Source organism: Mycolicibacterium sp. Y3 (assembly GCF_051188035.1).
In the GTDB taxonomy this organism is placed as follows: Bacteria; Actinomycetota; Actinomycetes; order Mycobacteriales; family Mycobacteriaceae; genus Mycobacterium; species Mycobacterium fluoranthenivorans.
In genome coordinates this window covers 1,490,258-1,508,157 of sequence record NZ_JAVQLT010000001.1, presented here as the reverse complement: position 1 = coordinate 1,508,157, position 17,900 = coordinate 1,490,258, and the positions used below count along the sequence as shown (strand labels likewise).

Sequence of the window (17,900 nt, the reverse complement as noted above, 5' to 3'; positions counted from 1 at the left end):
CAATAATAGGTCGATGAGCCGCAAGCCAGTCATGTCCGACGTTGCCCGGCTCGCCGGGGTGTCTCATCAGACGGTGTCGCGGGTGATCAACGGCTCCCCCAGTATCCGGCCCGCCACCCGCGAACGGGTGGAGCACGCCATCGCCCAACTCGGCTACCGCCCCAACAGCGTGGCCCGCGCGCTGGTCACGAGCAGGTCGGGCATCATCGGGATCATCGGCAGCAGCACCGCCCAGTACGGTCCGGCGAGCACCCAACGCTCGGTGGAGGAGTCGGCTCGGGAGGCGGGTTTCTTCTCCAGCTCGGTGACACTGGCGTCGTTGACACGACAGGAGATTCGCAGCGCGCTGGATCATCTGTCGCGGCTGGCGGTGGAAGCCATCGTGATGATCGTGGCACAGCAGGACGCCCTCAACGTGGTGAGCTCCGAGGATTTCGGGGTACCGGTGATCGTGGTGGAAGGTGATCTGTCCGGGTCCGGGTTGTCGGTCGGGGTCGATCAGATCGGCGCCGCCCGCACGGCCACGCAGCATCTGATCGACCTCGGCCACACCGAGATAGCCCATGTCAGCGGCCCCGATGGCTGGCCAGAGGCGACGGCGCGCACCAAGGGGTACCTCGACGCGATGCTCGCCGCGCGATTGGCGCCGCGCCCACAGTGGCGCGGTGACTGGAGCGCGGGGCGTGGGTACGAGCTCGGCAAGCAGATCGCGGCCGATCCCGATATCACCGGGATCTTCGTCGCCAACGACCACATGGCCATCGGGGTGCTGCACGCGCTGGCCGAGGCCGGCCGCCGGGTGCCCGACGAGGTCAGTGTGGTGGGTTTCGACGACATCCCCGAAGCGCCCTATCTCATCCCCGCGCTGACCACCATCCGCCAGGACTTCGCCGCGGTCGGCCATCGCGCCATTGCCCTGGTGAAAGCTCAACTGTCCGATACCGAATGCGAGACGGCGCTGCTGGGCGCGGATCTCGTGGTGCGGGACAGCACGGCGCCCCCGCCGAGGACGGCCTAGGTGCGTACCACCGAGGTCACCGCCCACGGCCTCGAATACGAGCTGTCGGACGGACGGGTGCGCGCCGTGCTCACCGGGGTGGGAGCGGCGATCAGGGAGCTGGCAGTGGACGGTGTCGATCTCACCCCGGGCTATCGGCCCGACGTGCTGCGGCCGTTCTACTCGGGCACGGTGTTGATGCCATGGCCGAATCGGGTACGCGACGGCCGCTGGACACACCGTGGCGTCACACAGTATCTCGATATCACCGAACCGCGGCGAGCCAACGCCCTGCACGGACTCCTGTGCTTCACCGAGTATCGGCTACTGGAGCACACAGATTCCTGTGCGGTCCTCGGGGCGCAGGTCTTTCCGCAACACGGGTACCCGTTTCAGCTGGACACCCGGGTCCGCTATGCCCTGGTCGACGACGGTCTGCACGTCACGCACACCGTCGCGAACACCGGACCGGAGACCGCACCCGTCGGCATCGGCACCCACCCGTTCCTGTGCATCGGCGATGTGCCCACGGCCGCACTGACATTGACCGTCGCCGCCGATGACCACATCGATGTGGACGACCGCCTCAATCCCGTCGGGGTCAGCCCGGTGCGCGGCGGTTACTGGGATCTGCGGGGCGGGCGTCTGGTGGCCGATCTCGACCTGGACGATGCCTGGACGGGTCTGCACATGAGCGACGGCGGTAGCACACACACCTTGAGCGCACCCGACGGTCGGACGGTATCCCTGTGGGCCGATGAGCAATTCGGCTATCTCCAGGTGTTCACCACCCGCCGCTACCCGGTCGGTGACGGATTCAGCACCGCGATCGCGGTGGAACCGATGACCGCCCCGGCCGACGCCCTCAACAGTGGGGCCGGCCTGCGGTGGCTTGAGCCCGGCCAGGACTGGTCGGCATCATGGTCGATCCGGTACCGCGGCGCCGCTCAGTAGACGCGGCGCGCCGCCCCGCTCGGGATACCGCACAGGAAATCCGGTTTCGGTAGCCGGTGGTCCTGGGCGGCCCGGCCGACGGCTTCGATGACGTCCCGCAATCGTTCGGTCCTGACCAACGCCAGCGCCGAACCGCCGAACCCGCCGCCGATCATCCGCGCACCCAGTGCGCCCCCCTCCAGGGCGGCGTCCACCGCGGTGTCCAGCTCCGGCGAACTGACCACCAGATCATCGCGCAGCGACGCGTGCGAGGCGCTCAGATGTGGTCCGATGGCCGCGATCTCCTCCGCACGCAGCAGATCGGCGACCGCGCTGACCCGGCGGATCTCGGTCAGGACATGCCGCAACGCGCGTCGCAGCGGCGGGTCGTCGGTTCCGGCGCAGTTCAACACCGCGTCGACATCGTCGGTGTGTAGCAGGGCCGAACGGCCGATGCGCGCGCACACCCGCTCCACCCGAGACCGCCGCAGCCCGTAGGATCCTTCGACCAGCCGGTGCGGTGCGTTGGTGTTGATCACCAGGAAGAGCACTCCCGCAGGCCGGCAGTCGAGTTTCAGGTGTTCCACACCAAAGGTGTTGCAGTCCAAGAGCATCACATGGCCGGCGCGGGCACGCAGCGCGGCGGACTGATCCATGCCACCGGTGGCGGCACCGACCACGACGTTCTCGGCGGTGATGCAATCGCGGGCCAGCGTGCGGCGCCCGGAATCGTCGGTCGCCGCGCCGAACAACTCGGCGATCGCCAGCGCGGTCGCCGATTCCAGTGCGGCCGAGCTTGACAGGCCGGCGCCCTGCGGCACCGACGAGTGCACGGCGATATCCAGACCCGGTATCCGGGCAATGGTGTCGTGATAGGTCATCGCCCACGGCACCCCGGCGACGTACCCGGCCCAGCCGTTCGGCCGGTGTGGCCCGATATCCGCACCGCCGCCCTCCCAGTGGTCCTGGTGACCGGTCGATGCCAGCCGGACCCGGTCCTCGTTGTGCACCCGGACCGCGACGGCGGTGGCGTAAGGCAGCGCGAAAGGCATGACCGATGCGCCGATGTAGTCGATATGCTCGCCGATCAGGTTGACCCGGCCCGGCGCCATCCACACCCCGTCCGGCGCCCCGCCGAAGCGCTCCCGAAACAGGTCGTCGGCCCGACCACAGAGTTCGTCGGGCGCAGCAGGAGCCACCAGATCAAGGTTGTTCATCGTCGGTGCCCTCATGCGATCTCCCGAAGCCGGTCGGCGATGTGTTCCGGAGTGGTGTCGTTGACCCACGCCCCCATCGCGGATTCCGAACCGGCCAGATACTTCATCCGGCCGGGCGCACGCATGAGGGAGAACAACTGAAGGTGCAGCCGTCCGTGGGCACGGTCGGGTCCGACCGGTGCCTGGTGCCATGCCGCGATGTACGGAGTCTGGTCCACCCCGTCGAAGAAGCGGTCGACCCTGCCTAGCAACTGCAGATATATCGTGGCCAACTCGTCCCGTTCGGCATCGGTCAGCGCGGGGAAATCCGGCACATCACGATGCGGCACAAGGTGGATCTCCAGCGGCCAGCGTGCGGCGGCGGGGACGAACGCGGTCCAGTGCTCGGCGGCCACAAGCAGCCGGCGTCCCGAATCGCGTTCGGCGCCAAGGATATCGTCGTACAGGTTGCGACCGGTGGTGGCGGCGTGGCAGCGGGCCTGCCGAACCATTGCCTTGGTCCGCTGCGGCAGGAACGGATAGGCGTAGATCTGGCCGTGCGGATGGGTGAGCGTCACCCCGATCTCGCGACCGCGATTCTCGAAGCAGAACACCTGTTGCACACCGGGTACCGTCGACAGTTCGGCGGTGCGATCCGCCCACGCCTCGACGACGGTGCGTGCCCGCCGATGCCCCAGGGTGGCGAAGCTGGCATCGGGATCGCTGGTGAAGCACACCACCTCGCAGCTGCCCGTACCCGGTACCTGCGGCCACAGCGGCTCACCGTCGACATGGGTGTCGGTCGCCGCGGCACGGGAGGACAATGCGGGGAAACGGTTTTCGAAGACGACGACGTCGTAGTCGGCGGCGGGTATCTCGGTGGCCGGCCGGCCCGGCCTGGTCGGTGCCAGTGGCGAATCGTCCGGGCCCGGCAGGAATGTCCGGTCCATCCGGTGCGCGGCGATGGTCACCCATTCGCCGGTGAGCACGTCGTAGCGCAGCTGCGATTCCGACACCGCGGGCTCCAGCGGCCTGGTGTCGGTGAGCCCTCCGGTCCGCCGCATCCGCCCTCCGCTGTCGAGTTCGTCGAAGTAGATGAGCCGGCGGCCGTCTGCCAGTGTGGTGACGGTCTTGCGGATGGTCGTGGGTGTGACGGTAGGCGGTGTGGGCACGGGTCAGCGACCGCCCCTGCGCTTGTTGTAGATATCGAAGCCGACGGCCGCCAGCAACACGAGACCTTTGATGACCTGTTGCACGTCGCTGCCGATGCCGACGATCGACATCCCGTTGTTCAGCACACCGAGCACCAGACCACCGATGATGGCGCCGAACACGGTGCCCACGCCTCCGCTGGACGATGCTCCGCCGATGAAGGCCGCGGCGATCGCCTCCAGCTCGAAGTTGATCCCGGCCTGCGGGGTGGCCGAATTCAGCCGCGCGGCGAACAGCAGCCCGGCGACCGCGGCCAGCATCCCCATGTTCACGAACACCAGCAGGGTGACCCGTTTGTTGCGGACACCGGACAGGCTGGCGGCCGCGGCGTTGCCGCCGACGGCATACACCTGGCGCCCGAACACGGTGTTACGCATCAGGAATGCGTAGACCAGGGTGAGTACGACCAGGATGATGCCGACGATCGGCACACCGCGGTAGCTGGCCAGCAAGAGGGTCACCGCACCCAGCGCCACCACGATCCCTGCGCACTTGGCGATGAACAGGGTTCGGCTGGAGACCTCCTGGCCATACTGCAGTTGTGCGCGTCTGCGCCGGATCTGCATGATCACGGTGGCGACCACGGCAATGCCGCCGAGGATCACCGTCGGCCAGTGGTAGAGCGCGGCATTGCCGAGTTCGGGCAGGAAGCCACTGCTGACCTGCTCCAGCCCGCGGGGCATCGGCGCGATCGATTGTCCTTCGAGCACGTACTGGGTGGCGCCGCGGAACACCAGCATGCCGCCGAGTGTCACGATGAACGACGGAATACCCACGTAGGCGATCCAGAAGCCCTGCCATGCGCCGATGAGCGCGCCCATCCCGATGCACAGCAGCACGGCCAGCAGCCACGGCATATCGTTGCGCACCATCAGGACGCCGGCCATCGCCCCGGTGAAGGCCGCCACCGAGCCCACCGACAGGTCGATGTGACCGTTGATGATCACGATGACCATCCCGATCGCCAGGACCAGGATGTAGCCGTTCTGCTGGATGATGTTGGTGACGTTGAGCGGTTTGAGGACGATACCGCCGGTCCACACCTGGAACAGCAGCAAGATCGCGATCAGCGCGACCACCATTCCGGACTGACGCACGTGCGACATCAGGAACCGCGTCACCGCGTTGCCGCCGCGTCCGGTCGGCGGCGTTCCGCCCTTGTTGATATCGGGCGCCGGCTGTTTCGCGGTGATGGTCACGCGGATCCTTTCATCATGTGGTGCATCAGGGTCTCTTGTGTCGCGTCGGCGCGCGGCACCTCTCCGGTCAACCGGCCCTGACTGAGGGTGTAGATGCGATCGCAAAGCCCGAGCAGCTCAGGCAGTTCGGAAGAGATGACGAGGACGGCCTTGCCACGGGCGGCGAGTTCGTTGATGAGGACATAGATCTCGTGCTTGGCGCCGACGTCGATACCGCGGGTCGGTTCGTCCAGGATCAGCACATCGGGGTCGGTGAACAGCCACTTGCTGAGCACCACCTTCTGCTGGTTGCCACCGGACAGTTTCCCGGTGGCGGTCTGCACCGACGCGGTCTTGATTCGCATCGAGGACCGGAACTGTTCCCCGATCCGGGTCTCCTCGTGATGGTCGATGACCGAGTGGTGGCTGACCTTGTCCAGGGAAGCCAGGCTGATACTGGTGGCGATGCTGTCCATCAGGTTGAGCCCCAGGCTCTTGCGATCCTCGGTGGCATAAGCGATTCCGTTGCCGATGGCGCGCGGCACCGTACTGGTGTCGATCTCGCGGCCGGCCTTGAACACCTTGCCGTTCTCGTAGCGCCCGTACGATCGCCCGAACACGCTCATCGCGAGCTCGGTACGGCCGGCGCCCATCAGCCCGGCGATCCCGACGATCTCCCCGGCGCGGACGTTCAGCGTGACATCGTCGACAACCTTGCGGTGTTGGTCGATGGGGTGCAGCACGGTCCAGTTGGCCACCGAGAACACCACATCGCCGATCTCGCAGCCCTGCCGGGACGGGAACCGGTCGGACAGATCACGGCCGACCATCGCCCGCACGATGGCGTCCTCGGTGAGGTTCTCGTCGACTGGCACGGTGTCAATGGTGCGACCATCCCGCAAGGTGGTGACGGTGTCGGCGACCTGCAGCACCTCATTGAGCTTGTGCGAGATGATGATCGAGGTGATGCCGTGCTCGCGCAGGCCGACGATCAGCTCGAGCAGGTGTCTGCTGTCCGAATCGTTGAGCGCCGCGGTCGGTTCGTCGAGGATGAGCAAGCGGACATCCTTGGACAGCGCCTTGGCGATCTCGACGAGTTGCTGTTTACCGACGCCGATATCGGAGACCCGGGTCTGCGGGCTTTCGCGCAGACCCACTCGATCCAGCAGCGCCTGCGCCTTCTGCAGCGTCCGGTCCCAGGAGATCACCCCGCGACGTGAGATCTCGTTGCCGAGGAACATGTTCTCGGCGATCGAGAGGTAGGGCACCAGGGCGAGCTCTTGGTGGATGATCGCGATACCGCACCGCTCGCTGGAACGGATATCCCGAAATGCGCACAGCTCCCCGCCGAATCGGATCTCCCCTTCGTAGCTGCCGTGCGGGTACACGCCGCTGAGGATCTTCATCAGGGTCGACTTGCCGGCCCCGTTCTCACCACAGATGGCGTGGATGGCACCGGTCTGCACCGTGAGGTCCACTCCGGACAGCGCTTTGACACCGGGAAACTCCTTGGTGATTCCCCGCATCTCCAATAGCGGTGTCGCGGTCACTTCACCTGGTCCGGCGTGTAGTAGCCCGAATCGATCAGGACCTTCTGGTAATTGGACTTGTCGACGCTCACCGGGTCCAGCAGATAGGACGGCACGACCTTGTCCCCGTTGTTGTAGGTCTTGGTGTCGTTGACCATCGGGGTACCACCGGTCAGCACGGCGTCGGACTCCTGGACTGCCGCCTTGGCGAGTTCGCGGGTGTCCTTGAAGACGGTCTGGGTCTGCTCACCGGAGACGATCGACTGCACCGAGGCGAGTTCGGCGTCTTGGCCGGTGACGATGGGCAGCGGTTTGGCCGCATTGCCGTAGCCGGCGCTCTTGAGCGCCGAGAGCACACCGCGGGAGATGCCGTCATACGGTGAGAGCACGGCGTCCAGGCGGGCCGTGGTGTAGGCCTGGCTGAGCAGGTTGTCGGTCCGGGACTGAGCCAGTCCGCCGTCCCAGCGCAGCGTAGCGACCTGGTCGAAGGTGGTCTGCCCGCTGCGCACCACCAGCTTCCCGCTGTCGATGTAGGGCTTAAGCACACTCATCGCACCGTCGTAGAAGAAGGTGGCGTTGTTGTCGTCGGGCGATCCGGCGAACAGTTCGATGTTGAACGGTCCGGCGCCACTGGCGAGTTTGAGCTTGTCGACGATGTAATTGGCCTGGAGCACTCCGACTTTGAAGTTGTCGAAGGTGGCGTAGTAGTTCACGTTCGGGGTGCCCTTGATCAACCGGTCGTAGCTGATGACCGGGATCTTGGCATCGGCGGCGCGCTGCAGCGTATTGGTCAGCGAGGATCCGTCGATCGGTGCGATCACCAGGAGCTGGACGCCCTTGGTGATCATGTTCTCGATCTGCGAGACCTGATTCTGCACGACATCATCGCCGTACTGCAGGTCGGTCTTGTATCCCAACGCCTGGAACTGGTCCACCATGTTCTGGCCGTCGCCGACCCATCGCTCCGAGGACTTGGTCGGCATCGCGATACCGATCGTGCCTTTCTCGGGGCTGCCACCCTTGGCGGCCTCGGTGGACCGGCCGCAGCCGACCAACACCACGGTGGCCATCACCAACAGGGCGACACACCATCTCAGCAACCGCATCTTTCCTCCTGCCGACACGCGGGCGGGGGTTCCGAGACCCAGCCATTCCCGCGTTCTCTCCAAATGTGAACGTTAACACTCCACGGAAAGTATGTGAGCCAGTTCACTCGATGTCAATGGGATGCTGCACTGCCGCACCAATTACCCAGGTGAGCCCGAATTTTTTGGGTCAAACCACCGGGGCAGCGACCCTACCGTTCGAACCACGATGTGATCATTAACATCACGACACATCTGGCGCCGCCACGCCCCCGGGCCTGGTCCGCAGGCGATATCCGCAATCCGCCGAGCAACGTCCCATCCACGCAGAGTCCGGGTCCGAATACCGGGTGTGACACACATACATCCAGGTGGTCGGTCCATCGCGGTGATCGGCAGCGGCGTGGCCGGACTCACCGCCGCCTACGTACTGTCCGACCGGGACAACGTCACACTGTTCGAGGCCGATGCCCGCTTCGGCGGGCACGCCCACACGCAGTACGTCGACGACGGTGTGGGCGGCACCGTCGCAGTCGACACCGCCTTCCTGGTGCACAACGACCGCACCTACCCGACGCTGTGCCGGCTGTTCGGCGAGCTCGGCATCGCGGTCCAGGACACCGATATGTCGATGTCAGTGCGCGATGACACCAGCGGGCTGGAGTACGCCGGGGCGCGCGGTCTCGGCGGACTGTTCCCGTCGTGGTCCAACCTGACCCGGCCGCCATACCTGCGGATGTTGACAGAAGTCAGGCGATTTCACCGATCGGCCACCGCGCTGCTGGACGCCGACGACACCGGCGAGACCGTCGGCGCATTCCTCGAGCGGCACCGCTTTTCCCGTTACTTCACCGAGCACTTCATGAAGCCACTCATTGCAGCGGTCTGGTCCTGCCCGCCAGGCGACGCACTGCGATACCCGGCCCGCTACCTGTTCGTCTTCCTGCAGCACCACGGCATGCTGTCGGTGTTCGGTTCCCCGGTGTGGCGGACCGTCACCGGCGGTTCGGCCACCTACGTCGAGGCGATCGTGGCGCGCATCTACGAGCCACTGACCAATGCGCCGATCGTGTCGGTGCTCCGCAGGGACGACGGGGTGCTCCTCACCGCGGCAGACGGTCCGGCCCGTCTGTTCGACGCCGTCGTCATCGCCACCCATCCCGACCAGGCCCTGCTGATGCTGGCCGCACCCACCGCCGCAGAGCGAGCCGTGCTGGGTGCCATCCCGTACAGCCTGAATCAGGCACAGCTGCACACCGATACGTCCATCCTGCCCAAGCACCCGCGGGCCCGCGCGTCCTGGAATTATCTGACCGGGCCGGACAACGACGCCGTCACGGTGACCTACGACATCACCCGGCTGATGCGCCTGGGCGGCGAAAAGCGCTACCTGGTCACCCTCGGCGGAAACGACCGTGTCGACCCATCTTGCGTGCTGGCCGAGATGATGTACAGCCATCCGGCCTACACCACGGAATCCGTTGCCGCCCAGTCCCTTCTACCGACCCTCGATGACGACCGCGTGGTGTTCGCCGGGGCCTACCACGGCTGGGGATTCCACGAGGACGGCGCAGCCGCAGGGCTACGGGCCGCGCAGCGACTCGGTGCCCGCTGGCCGACCGGAGCCACCGCGAAGGCACTCACATGCTGACACCCGCGCTGTACCGCACCAGGGTCACCCATGTGCGCCGGGCGCCCGTGCACCACTTCTTCGAACACCGCGGCTACAGCTGGTTCATCGATATCGATCAGCCGCCGCGGCTGCCGCGCTGGCTGGCGCCGTTCGCCCGGTTCGACGCGCGCGACCACCTGCAGGGCGGGCCGAAAGATTCACTGCGACAACGGGTCAATGCCTTTCTGGGTGAGCAGGGCATCGATCTGCAGGGCGGCACGATCACCGCGCTGTTACAGGCCAGGGTACTGGGCTATGTGTTCAATCCGCTGAGCCTGTTCTGGTGCCACGATCGGCACGGCACCCTGCGCTGCGTCATCGCCGAAGTGCACAACACCTACGGCGAGCGGCACGCCTACCTGTTGGATCCGGACACCTCGGAACCAATCGACAAGCAGATGTACGTATCCCCGTTCAACGGGATGGATGGCCACTACCGAGTGCGGGCGCCCATGCCGGGACCGCTACTGGACGTGGCGATCTCCTTGCACCGCGAGGGCCATCCGACATTCGTGGCCACCTTGCACGGCACGCGACGACGGGTGACCGTCGCCGAGGTGGTGCGTCTGCAGTTCGCCGCGCCGCTGGCACCGCTGGCCGGGGCGCTGGCCATCCGCATGCATGGCATCTACCTGTGGCTACGCCGCGTTCCGCTGACTCCCCGACCCCACCCCGTCACCCGCGAAGGAATACCCGCCCGTGAGCATTGATGTCGAAGGTTTCGAAGCCGACCACGCCGTTGATTCGGTTCGCTGGCCGGACGTGGCGTCCGTGCCGTCCGGTCCACTCAACACCGTCTCGGCGGCGATCGCGGACCGGCTGCTGCGACGAGCGGTCACCCGGCTACCGGTTCGGCTGGTCTACCCCGACGGTTCGGTGGTGGGCGCCGCTGATCCGACCCTGCCCACCATGGTGATTCGGCGGCCGGAGGCCCTGGCCCGCCGGATCGGCCGGTACGGATTGATCGGCTTCGGCGAAGCCTACATGGCCGGAGACTGGGATTCCGCTGACCTCGCAGGAGTGCTCACCGAGTTCGGCCGATCCCTGGCAGAGCTCATACCTCCTGCCCTGCAACGGTTTCGGCGGTTCGCGGTGGTTCGTGCGCCACGCTCGCAACGCAACCACCCCACCCAGGCGCGGGAGAACGTGTCCGCGCACTACGACCTGTCCAACGAACTGTTCGCCGAGTTCCTCGACGAGACGATGACCTACTCCAGCGCACTGTTCGATCACCTGCCGGCCACCTGGGCCGAACTGCCCGCCGCGCAACACAACAAGATCGACCGACTGCTCGACGCGTCGGGCGTCCACGTGGGCAGCGAGGTGCTCGAGATCGGTACCGGCTGGGGCGAGCTGTGCATCCGGGCCGCCCGCCGCGGCGCCTACGTCCGTTCGATCACGCTATCGGTAGAACAGCAGCGCCTCGCACAACAGCGGGTGGCTGCGGCGGGGTTCTCCGACCGGGTGAGTATCGAACTGCTGGACTACCGCTCGGTGCAGGGACAGTACGACGCGGTGGTCTCGGTGGAGATGATCGAAGCCGTCGGCTATCAGTTCTGGCCGACCTATTTCCAGACGCTGGAGCGGCTGGTGCGTCCGCACGGCCGCGTCACCATCCAGGCGATCACCATGCCGCATGACCGCATGCTGGCCAGCCGCGACACCTACACCTGGATCCAGAAATACATCTTCCCCGGCGGCCTGCTGCCCTCGGAGGACGCGATAGCCGATATCACCGCGCGACACACCCGGTTGCGGACCGTGGACGTGTCGTGGATGGGGTCGCACTACGCCGAGACGCTCCGGCTGTGGCGGGAACGGTTCCTGCACCACGGCGAGGCAGTGCACGCGTTGGGGTTCGACGAGGTGTTCGTGCGGATGTGGGAGCTGTACCTGGCGTACTCCGAGGCCGGCTTCCGCTCGGGCTACCTCGACGTGCTGCAGTGGACATTCGCACCCACATCCAGTTCGGGTTTGCGGCCGACATGACCACACAGGTCCTGCCGGCCGCTAGGCTACGGCTCGTGACCACCGACCTCGACGTCCTGTTGCGCCGGGTCGCGCACCGTGACGCCGAAGCCTTCGCCGAGTTCTACGACCACACCAGGTCCAGGGTGTATGGGCTGGTCACCAGGGTGCTGCGCGATCCCGGCTACAGCGAGGAAACCACCCAGGAGATCTACCTGCAGGTGTGGCACAACGCCGGGGGCTACGACCCGGCAGCGGGGTCACCGCTGGCCTGGCTGATGACGCTGGCGCACCGTCGCGCGGTCGACCGGGTGCGTTCCGAGCAGTCGGCGAGCCAGCGCGAGTCCCGCTATGGTGCGGCCAGCGTGGACACCCCCACCGACCACGTCGCGGATTCGGTGATCACCCTCGACGAGCATCGCCGCGTCGTCGAGTGCCTCGGTTCGTTGACCGATGTCCAGCGCGAGTGCATCGACCTGGCCTATTACGGTGGACTCACCTACCGGCAAGTCTCGGAACGTCTTTCGGCGAATCTCGCCACCGTCAAATCGCGCATGCGTGACGGCCTGCGCGCGCTGCGTAACTGTCTGGGTGCCGCATGACCGGGCCCGTCGAGCATGAGGTGATGACGCTGGCGACGCCGTACGCGTTGCACGCCGTCGATGACGGCGAAGTCGAACGGCATCTGGCCGACGCACCGCCCGCGGTCGCCCGGGATTTCACCGCTGAGGTCACCGCGGTGCGCGAGTCGATGGCGCGGGTTTCGGCCGCGACCGCACTGGAACCGCCGGCCTACCTGCGGGACCGGATCCTGGCCGCCGTCGAGTCATCAGGTCAGGTAGGTCAGGTACATCAACTTCGGCCCAACCGGTGGCGTACGGCCGTGCTGGCCGCGGCGGCGGCCGTCGTCGTGGCCGCCGCCGGTGTCGGGGTGGGGACCGTACTGCGGCCCACGACACCTGCACCGACTCCCTCGACCGCGCAGCAGGTGTTCGCCGCACCCGATGTGCGCACCGTGTCCGGCCCGATCCCCACCGGCGGTACCGCCACCGTGGTGTTCTCCCGGGAACGCAACGCCGGCGTGCTGGTCATGAACAACGTCGCCCCGCCGGCCACCGGCACGGTCTACCAGATGTGGCTGCTGCGCGATACCGGTCCGCAGTCGGCGGGCACCATGGATCAGGCAGCCGTGGCGCCGTCCACCACCGCCGTACTGCCCGATCTCGGGGATGCGACCGCCCTGGCGTTCACCGTGGAGCCGGGCAAGGGCTCGACCGCGCCGACCGCACCGATCTTCGCCGAGCTACCGCTGACGTAACAGCAGCGGGGGTGCTCGAGGGCACGATTCACCCGTAGCAGGGACCGCCGCCCGGTGGGGCGCATGAGGCGGGCCCCAGTTCCCGCCAGCTGAGGTCCGTCCAGGGCGCAGACAGCCATGTCTTGGTGGGTTCGAGGACGAATCGCATCGGGCCACGCTCGCAGTAGGTGCGGCCGTCCGGTGTTGCGGCACAGGTGGTGCCCTCGTGTGTGATCTTGCCGCGCGGATCGAGGACACGTTGCGCTTGTGTATCGGGGAACCGCACCGCCATCGACCAGTCGTAGTGGACCGCCCGATCACCGTCTATCCAACCGATGTGGTTGACGCCGGCCGGCGCCCCGGGAATGTCTCCCGCGCAGCCGAAGCTGCCCAAACCCCAGATACCGCAGTTCTGCCCGCCCGGAGCGTTGAACCACACGCCACCGGGCTGGGCGAAGCTGCTCGCATCGAGGTCGTCGTAGTAGCGGATATCCGGGAACGGGTCCGGCGCACCCGGCGCAGGCCCCGGATCCGCTCCCGCCGGTGCCGCGCTGACGATTGCCATGATCAGTGCGCCCATTGCCGGGATGACCCCACGTAGTCGGACCACTCGTTCACACCCTCACATAACCTCTTCTCGCCGCATCCGGAATGTCTCGCGAATGAGACGAATCATGTTTTCCCACTATGTAATTCGAGGTGTCGCGCCATAGCACGCGGCGTCACCGACGTCCAAGGTGTTCTGGCAGATGACCTTTCCTTGATAGAGGATGCGCACACTGACCCACCGGGTGGGAGCTGCACTGGGACGCCAGTCGGCCCGCACTTGACTCCCCATCGGAGGCGGGTCCAGCACCGAGCGTGCCGGCGCGTCAATCCGCCAGGGCAGCGTGGCACCTTCGACCGTCCGGCGTCCCGTCGCATCCTGGTACTCGACGTTCGCCTCGGCAACGGTGTCGGAGACGACCTCGTAGGTGACAACTTCGTCGGCGGCAGCCGACCCCGGATGAGTGAGAGCGGCGATGATCACCACCGCACAGGTCACCGCGCCGCAGGGTCGCCGCGTCGCGCGGCTCATGACGTCCCCACCAGCACCGCGACGACCAGGTGGTAACCCGAACCCGGCTCGTACTGGTGGCTGACACCGAAATCGGTGTAGGAGCAGTCCGGGATCACGTCACGCCCCTCCAGGAGCAGCACTTTGATCGCATCGGCCTCATCGTGCGCCGCGCCTTGAAGAGATATCGCCTTCCCGGTGTCGATGCCCAGGTCCTTGAGGATCGCGGTCGGATGCGGTCCGTCGGCCGGCACATTCTGGGCAGAGTGATCGAGATAGGTGAAGGTGGAACGGTTGACGATATCGGCCGCGTGCTCGACCGTCGGGTTGTGGTTCAGCGGCCCGCACGCTGCGCCGTCCCGCTCCGCCAGCACCGCCTGGACCAGTTCAGGGGCAGGGTCGGTCGCCGCACGGGCGGTAACCGGAGCTCCGACGACGAATGCCGAGAGCGCTGCCGCCATCACAGCAGACCACCGCATGGTCACCATCTCTGTCTCCTCATCGCGGCTCAGCTACACACATGTGAGCGGTGAATCTTGCTGCCCCAGAACTGCATCTGGTGGTACGACGGACCGGTGAACCACGTCGGCTGTCTGGCTTTGAGGCCGTTGTTCACATTCGACATCTGTTGCCACAGTCCGTAGAACGCATCGCCCTGGTAGAGCGGAAAGAACATGTCGGCCGAATGGTCGAAACTTCTGGTCAAAGCCTGTACCCGCGGGGTCAGGAAGTCCAAGGACTGGTCGAGATTCGCGGTCACTATATCCGTCTGCCGAGCGACCTCGACAGCGTTGAAATCACCGTTGTGACGGATCACGTTGTCGTTGAGCCCCTCGATCTGATGTTTGATGAGCTCGAACTGGGCGTCATACCACTGACACATCTCTCGCTCGGCGTCGATATCGGCCGCCGTGACGTACCGCCGGGTCTGGTCGAACGGGAACGGAAACTGCGGCTCCCAGGTGCTCGGAGACGGCGCGATGACCGGCAGCCGTTGCGGTTGGTCGTAGTGGGCCACCGGGTCGTAGTCGCTCACCGGATCCCCCTGCGCCACGCCGGCCGCGATCAGCGCAGCCGTGTATACGGCCAGTACGCTCGCCGCGACCGGAATCCGTTTCCATACAGGCGACTTCGCGGATCTACCGGACATGGGAGTCCTGACCTATTTCCCGAGGGCGGCATCGATACCACCGCCATCGGTGATCTGCCAATTGTTGTTGCTGTCGATCGTGATGCTGTAAGTGGCTGTGGACTGCAATCCGGTTGGGGCCTGCATGGTCTTGGTCAGCACACTGACGAAGGAGTCCACGGTGTAGATACCACCGACTTCGGAGCGCACCTTGGTGGCCAGCGGCTTGGCGGTCGACTTCCACTGCAGCGGAGCGAGCACCTGTTCCATCGAGTCGGCAGCCTTGGTGAGCTTGTCCTTGAGCTCAGGGGAGGTGCCGTTGACCAGCTTGACTTTCCATGCGTTGAAGTCCTGATAGTCCATGCCGGCGGCGTTCACCGCGTAGTCGGCGGCGACATTCTCGGCTTTGTCCCGGTTGCTCGACGCACGTGCCTGTGCATCGAGCGTTCCCTGCGCACCGATATACAGCCAACCCAGCGCACCGACCGCGGCAGCCAGTATCAGGATCGTCGCCGTTACGGCCACGGTGCGCAGCGACAGCGATACCTGCCGATCTACCGTGGCACGCTCCGCCGACTCAGCTGTCGCCTTCGACCGGCTGTCGACATTCACATCGTCATCGGAATCTGTTGCTGAGCTGTCTATTTCAGTGTCGAGCACGGACATGGAACTTCCTCCTTCAGATTTTCGGAACAAGACCTCGATCTAGGGATCGGGGATCGTGACATGAAGTGTGATCGCCCCCTCTTCCGGTATGCCCGACAACGCATTCGAGAGGATCTGGGCCGTGTCGAAATTCATGAGCGCCCCGCCGATACCCTGGAACTGCGGCAGCAGTGCATTGCCGATGACTTGGAGGTCGGGAGCCCTGTTGTCCAGAAAGCTCTGAACACGAGCCAAGAAGTCTTGGAAAAGGTTGATGTTGTTGGGATTGTTCCATGCAACGGTGTTCATCATGCCTTGAAAAATGTGCGACACCGGAGGTCCCGTGGCCCGTAGCGACGGGGCGGACTCGGCGAGTGTGGGACCGACCCAATCCGCGTTCTGCAGCAGGGTCTGAAAGTTGTCGAGTACTTGCTGTCCTTGCCCGTGCATGCCCGCCACCATGTTTCGGGTCAGCAAGCTGGCCCGGGACAGGTTCGGCAGCACTTTGCCCGGATCGGGCAGCCCCGCATCGGCCTCGTTGAGGATCCGTTTGAGCTGATCCGGATCCATCTGGTTGAGCACACGCACCACGCTGGTGGCCAACTGGGAGATCGACGGCGGCACCGTGATCGCGTCCGTCGCGATGTGCTGGCCGTCGGTCAGCACCGGTCCGGTGTCAGTGCGCGGCAAGAACCCGACATAAGCCTCTCCGAGCGCAGACAGGTTGTCCAACCGCACATCACTGTCAACGGGGATGCGCTGATCACCATCGACGTAGAAGTCGATGGTGACGGTGTCGACCGAGGACGATATGCCGGTGATCTTCCCCACGGTCGCACCCCGCAACAACACACTGGAGCCGACCACCAGGCCCTTCACCTCGGGGACCGCCATCGACAGATTGATTCGATTCTCGGGCGGCCCCAGCCATATGCCCAACGATCCGATATACGCCGAAGCTACCGCGATGATCACCGCGAACGCGCCGAACGACGCAATGTTCTTGACGGTTCTCATGGTGTCGCCCCCAGGATCCGAAGCACATCTTGGACATTGCCGATCATTTCCCGCCCATCCGGTCCGGTGATGGAGGTGATGTTGATCGCCGGGTTCTTGTCCACCGGGAAGAAGTCCTCGATGAACAGCTTGCGCCAGGCAGGTGCCTCACGTTCGAAGTCCCATTTGCTCTGCTGCACGGCGCCCACGGCCTTGCCCAGCGAATCCAGAAGTGGCACAAGCCAGAATCCACCGCTATAGATACTGCCGACAGAAGGAACGACGGTGTCGATATAACTTGCCGCGACCGTCGCCCGATCGAAACCGGTCATACCGGCCGGTGAAAACCAGTACTGGTAGGTGGGAAGTGCGCGGTGCATCACATCTACGGTGCCCGAAACCCCGTCCAGCCAGGTGTCTACGGTGTCGATATTGTTGGCCAGGTCCCTCAGATCCGTGGTGACACGACTGACCATGGCGCGCAGATCCTGCTGCTTGGCCGGTGTGACGTGGTTCAGACCGATGATGGTGTTCTGCGCCCGCTGGATTGCTCCGCTGCCCACGAAGTTCGCCAGATTGGCCAACGTGTCCTCAAGCTGCGGCGGTGATGTGCTCTGTGCCAGTGGAATTCGCCCCCCACTCGGCACAGCTCTCGCCGTGTCATCGGCTTCGGGCCGTTCGAGGGCTACGTAGGTGTCGCCGAGCACCGTCGACTGCTGCAGCGTGGCCCGGATGTTGGACGGCACCAGCACGCCCTCGTCGATCTGCGTCGCGACGTCGACGTGATCGCCCTTCAAGGCGACGTTCGTGACCACACCGACCGTGGTGCCGTCCTGCACCACTTTCGCCCTGTCCGGCAGATTCAGCACATTGGCGAATTCGATGACGACGTCGTAGCCGGCGCCGTGGGTACCACCCGGCTGCGGTAGTGCATCAACGGTTATCGAAGCACACGACGACAGCACCAAGGTGGTGGCGATACCGACGGTCGCCGCTGCCATCGCGC

General features: G+C 65.5%; 19 protein-coding genes. 7 read left to right on the top strand and 12 right to left on the bottom strand.

Annotated elements, in window-relative coordinates; all coding sequences use genetic code 11:
• Nucleotides 1–13 precede the first annotated feature (13 nt).
• Together QN239_RS07425 and QN239_RS07420 are read left to right on the top strand one after the other, a co-directional pair.
• The gene (locus QN239_RS07425) at nt 14–1,018 is read left to right on the top strand and encodes a LacI family DNA-binding transcriptional regulator (RefSeq protein WP_167164840.1); all 1,005 of its coding nucleotides are present in this window, start codon (nt 14–16) and stop codon (nt 1,016–1,018) included.
• A complete protein-coding gene (locus QN239_RS07420; RefSeq protein ID WP_499009136.1) occupies nt 1,019–1,951 on the top strand; it encodes an aldose 1-epimerase family protein in 933 nt (310 codons plus the stop codon).
• Here the strand turns inward: QN239_RS07420 and QN239_RS07415 are convergent.
• The 5 genes from QN239_RS07415 to chvE are packed head-to-tail and all read right to left on the bottom strand — an operon-like array spanning nt 1,945 to nt 8,151.
• The gene (locus QN239_RS07415) at nt 1,945–3,162 is read right to left on the bottom strand and encodes a galactokinase (RefSeq protein ID WP_499009134.1); all 1,218 of its coding nucleotides are present in this window, start codon (nt 3,160–3,162) and stop codon (nt 1,945–1,947) included. The two genes, QN239_RS07420 and QN239_RS07415, sit on opposite strands and share 7 nt — an antisense overlap.
• Nucleotides 3,159–4,265 (bottom strand): galactose-1-phosphate uridylyltransferase, encoded by a 1,107-nt coding sequence (gene galT / locus QN239_RS07410; protein ID WP_499016648.1) that lies wholly within the window; start codon nt 4,263–4,265, stop codon nt 3,159–3,161. Before galT ends, QN239_RS07415 begins: the two co-directional genes overlap by 4 nt.
• A gap of 36 nt (nt 4,266–4,301) precedes the next feature.
• Nucleotides 4,302–5,537: a multiple monosaccharide ABC transporter permease gene (mmsB, locus tag QN239_RS07405; protein WP_499009132.1), complete on the bottom strand. Its 1,236-nt coding sequence runs from the start codon at nt 5,535–5,537 to the stop codon at nt 4,302–4,304.
• Entirely contained in the window at nt 5,534–7,042 is a 1,509-nt protein-coding gene (gene mmsA / locus QN239_RS07400) for a multiple monosaccharide ABC transporter ATP-binding protein (RefSeq protein ID WP_499016645.1), read from the bottom strand. Before mmsA ends, mmsB begins: the two co-directional genes overlap by 4 nt.
• A gap of 20 nt (nt 7,043–7,062) precedes the next feature.
• Nucleotides 7,063–8,151, bottom strand: a complete 1,089-nt coding sequence (chvE, locus tag QN239_RS07395) for a multiple monosaccharide ABC transporter substrate-binding protein (protein WP_499009131.1) — start codon at nt 8,149–8,151, stop codon at nt 7,063–7,065.
• Nucleotides 8,152–8,482: 331 nt separating this feature from the next.
• Between chvE and QN239_RS07390 the strand changes: the two genes are divergently transcribed.
• The 5 genes from QN239_RS07390 to QN239_RS07370 are packed head-to-tail and all read left to right on the top strand — an operon-like array spanning nt 8,483 to nt 13,088.
• Entirely contained in the window at nt 8,483–9,781 is a 1,299-nt protein-coding gene (locus tag QN239_RS07390; protein ID WP_499009128.1) for an NAD(P)/FAD-dependent oxidoreductase, read from the top strand.
• On the top strand, nt 9,775–10,512 hold the full coding sequence (locus QN239_RS07385) for a DUF1365 domain-containing protein (protein ID WP_499009126.1): 738 nt from the start codon (nt 9,775–9,777) through the stop codon (nt 10,510–10,512). Before QN239_RS07390 ends, QN239_RS07385 begins: the two co-directional genes overlap by 7 nt.
• Nucleotides 10,508–11,791 carry a class I SAM-dependent methyltransferase gene (locus tag QN239_RS07380; RefSeq protein WP_499016642.1) on the top strand — a complete coding sequence of 428 codons (1,284 nt, stop codon included), beginning with the start codon at nt 10,508–10,510 and terminating at the stop codon, nt 11,789–11,791. Before QN239_RS07385 ends, QN239_RS07380 begins: the two co-directional genes overlap by 5 nt.
• Nucleotides 11,788–12,372, top strand: coding sequence for a sigma-70 family RNA polymerase sigma factor (locus tag QN239_RS07375; RefSeq protein WP_499009124.1), 585 nt, complete (start codon nt 11,788–11,790; stop codon nt 12,370–12,372). Before QN239_RS07380 ends, QN239_RS07375 begins: the two co-directional genes overlap by 4 nt.
• Nucleotides 12,369–13,088, top strand: coding sequence for an anti-sigma factor (locus QN239_RS07370; RefSeq protein WP_499009121.1), 720 nt, complete (start codon nt 12,369–12,371; stop codon nt 13,086–13,088). Before QN239_RS07375 ends, QN239_RS07370 begins: the two co-directional genes overlap by 4 nt.
• Nucleotides 13,089–13,116: 28 nt before the next feature.
• Here the strand turns inward: QN239_RS07370 and QN239_RS07365 are convergent, their stop codons facing one another.
• The 7 genes from QN239_RS07365 to QN239_RS07335 all read right to left on the bottom strand — a co-directional run bounded on the left by QN239_RS07365 (nt 13,117) and on the right by QN239_RS07335 (nt 17,895).
• A complete protein-coding gene (locus tag QN239_RS07365; protein ID WP_499016640.1) occupies nt 13,117–13,632 on the bottom strand; it encodes a hypothetical protein in 516 nt (171 codons plus the stop codon).
• Between the two features lie 120 nt (nt 13,633–13,752).
• Nucleotides 13,753–14,145 carry a hypothetical protein gene (locus QN239_RS07360; RefSeq protein WP_499009120.1) on the bottom strand — a complete coding sequence of 131 codons (393 nt, stop codon included), beginning with the start codon at nt 14,143–14,145 and terminating at the stop codon, nt 13,753–13,755.
• On the bottom strand, nt 14,142–14,612 hold the full coding sequence (locus tag QN239_RS07355; RefSeq protein WP_499009118.1) for a spore germination YkwD domain-containing protein: 471 nt from the start codon (nt 14,610–14,612) through the stop codon (nt 14,142–14,144). The genes QN239_RS07360 and QN239_RS07355 overlap by 4 nt, the downstream gene beginning before the upstream one ends.
• Nucleotides 14,613–14,632: 20 nt before the next feature.
• Entirely contained in the window at nt 14,633–15,274 is a 642-nt protein-coding gene (locus QN239_RS07350; RefSeq protein ID WP_499009115.1) for a hypothetical protein, read from the bottom strand.
• Nucleotides 15,275–15,286: 12 nt separating this feature from the next.
• A complete protein-coding gene (locus tag QN239_RS07345) occupies nt 15,287–15,919 on the bottom strand; it encodes a hypothetical protein (RefSeq protein ID WP_499009113.1) in 633 nt (210 codons plus the stop codon).
• A 39-nt stretch (nt 15,920–15,958) separates the two neighbouring features.
• Nucleotides 15,959–16,915: an MlaD family protein gene (locus tag QN239_RS07340; protein ID WP_499009111.1), complete on the bottom strand. Its 957-nt coding sequence runs from the start codon at nt 16,913–16,915 to the stop codon at nt 15,959–15,961.
• Complete coding sequence (locus QN239_RS07335) at nt 16,912–17,895, bottom strand: MlaD family protein (protein ID WP_499009108.1); 984 nt, start codon at nt 17,893–17,895, stop codon at nt 16,912–16,914. The genes QN239_RS07340 and QN239_RS07335 overlap by 4 nt, the downstream gene beginning before the upstream one ends.
• Nucleotides 17,896–17,900: the final 5 nt, after the last annotated feature.

Coding starts and splice junctions, on each gene's coding strand:
- QN239_RS07375 (WP_499009124.1), top strand. CDS start 11,788: ATGACCACACAGGTCCTGCCGGCCGCTAGGCTACGGCTCGTGACCACC.
- QN239_RS07345 (WP_499009113.1), bottom strand. CDS start 15,919: ATGTCCGTGCTCGACACTGAAATAGACAGCTCAGCAACAGATTCCGAT.
- QN239_RS07355 (WP_499009118.1), bottom strand. CDS start 14,612: ATGGTGACCATGCGGTGGTCTGCTGTGATGGCGGCAGCGCTCTCGGCA.
- QN239_RS07415 (WP_499009134.1), bottom strand. CDS start 3,162: ATGAGGGCACCGACGATGAACAACCTTGATCTGGTGGCTCCTGCTGCG.
- QN239_RS07350 (WP_499009115.1), bottom strand. CDS start 15,274: ATGTCCGGTAGATCCGCGAAGTCGCCTGTATGGAAACGGATTCCGGTC.
- chvE (WP_499009131.1), bottom strand. CDS start 8,151: ATGCGGTTGCTGAGATGGTGTGTCGCCCTGTTGGTGATGGCCACCGTG.
- QN239_RS07340 (WP_499009111.1), bottom strand. CDS start 16,915: ATGAGAACCGTCAAGAACATTGCGTCGTTCGGCGCGTTCGCGGTGATC.
- QN239_RS07335 (WP_499009108.1), bottom strand. CDS start 17,895: ATGGCAGCGGCGACCGTCGGTATCGCCACCACCTTGGTGCTGTCGTCG.
- QN239_RS07370 (WP_499009121.1), top strand. CDS start 12,369: ATGACCGGGCCCGTCGAGCATGAGGTGATGACGCTGGCGACGCCGTAC.
- QN239_RS07385 (WP_499009126.1), top strand. CDS start 9,775: ATGCTGACACCCGCGCTGTACCGCACCAGGGTCACCCATGTGCGCCGG.
- QN239_RS07425 (WP_167164840.1), top strand. CDS start 14: ATGAGCCGCAAGCCAGTCATGTCCGACGTTGCCCGGCTCGCCGGGGTG.
- QN239_RS07365 (WP_499016640.1), bottom strand. CDS start 13,632: ATGGCAATCGTCAGCGCGGCACCGGCGGGAGCGGATCCGGGGCCTGCG.
- mmsA (WP_499016645.1), bottom strand. CDS start 7,042: ATGCGGGGAATCACCAAGGAGTTTCCCGGTGTCAAAGCGCTGTCCGGA.
- QN239_RS07360 (WP_499009120.1), bottom strand. CDS start 14,145: ATGAGCCGCGCGACGCGGCGACCCTGCGGCGCGGTGACCTGTGCGGTG.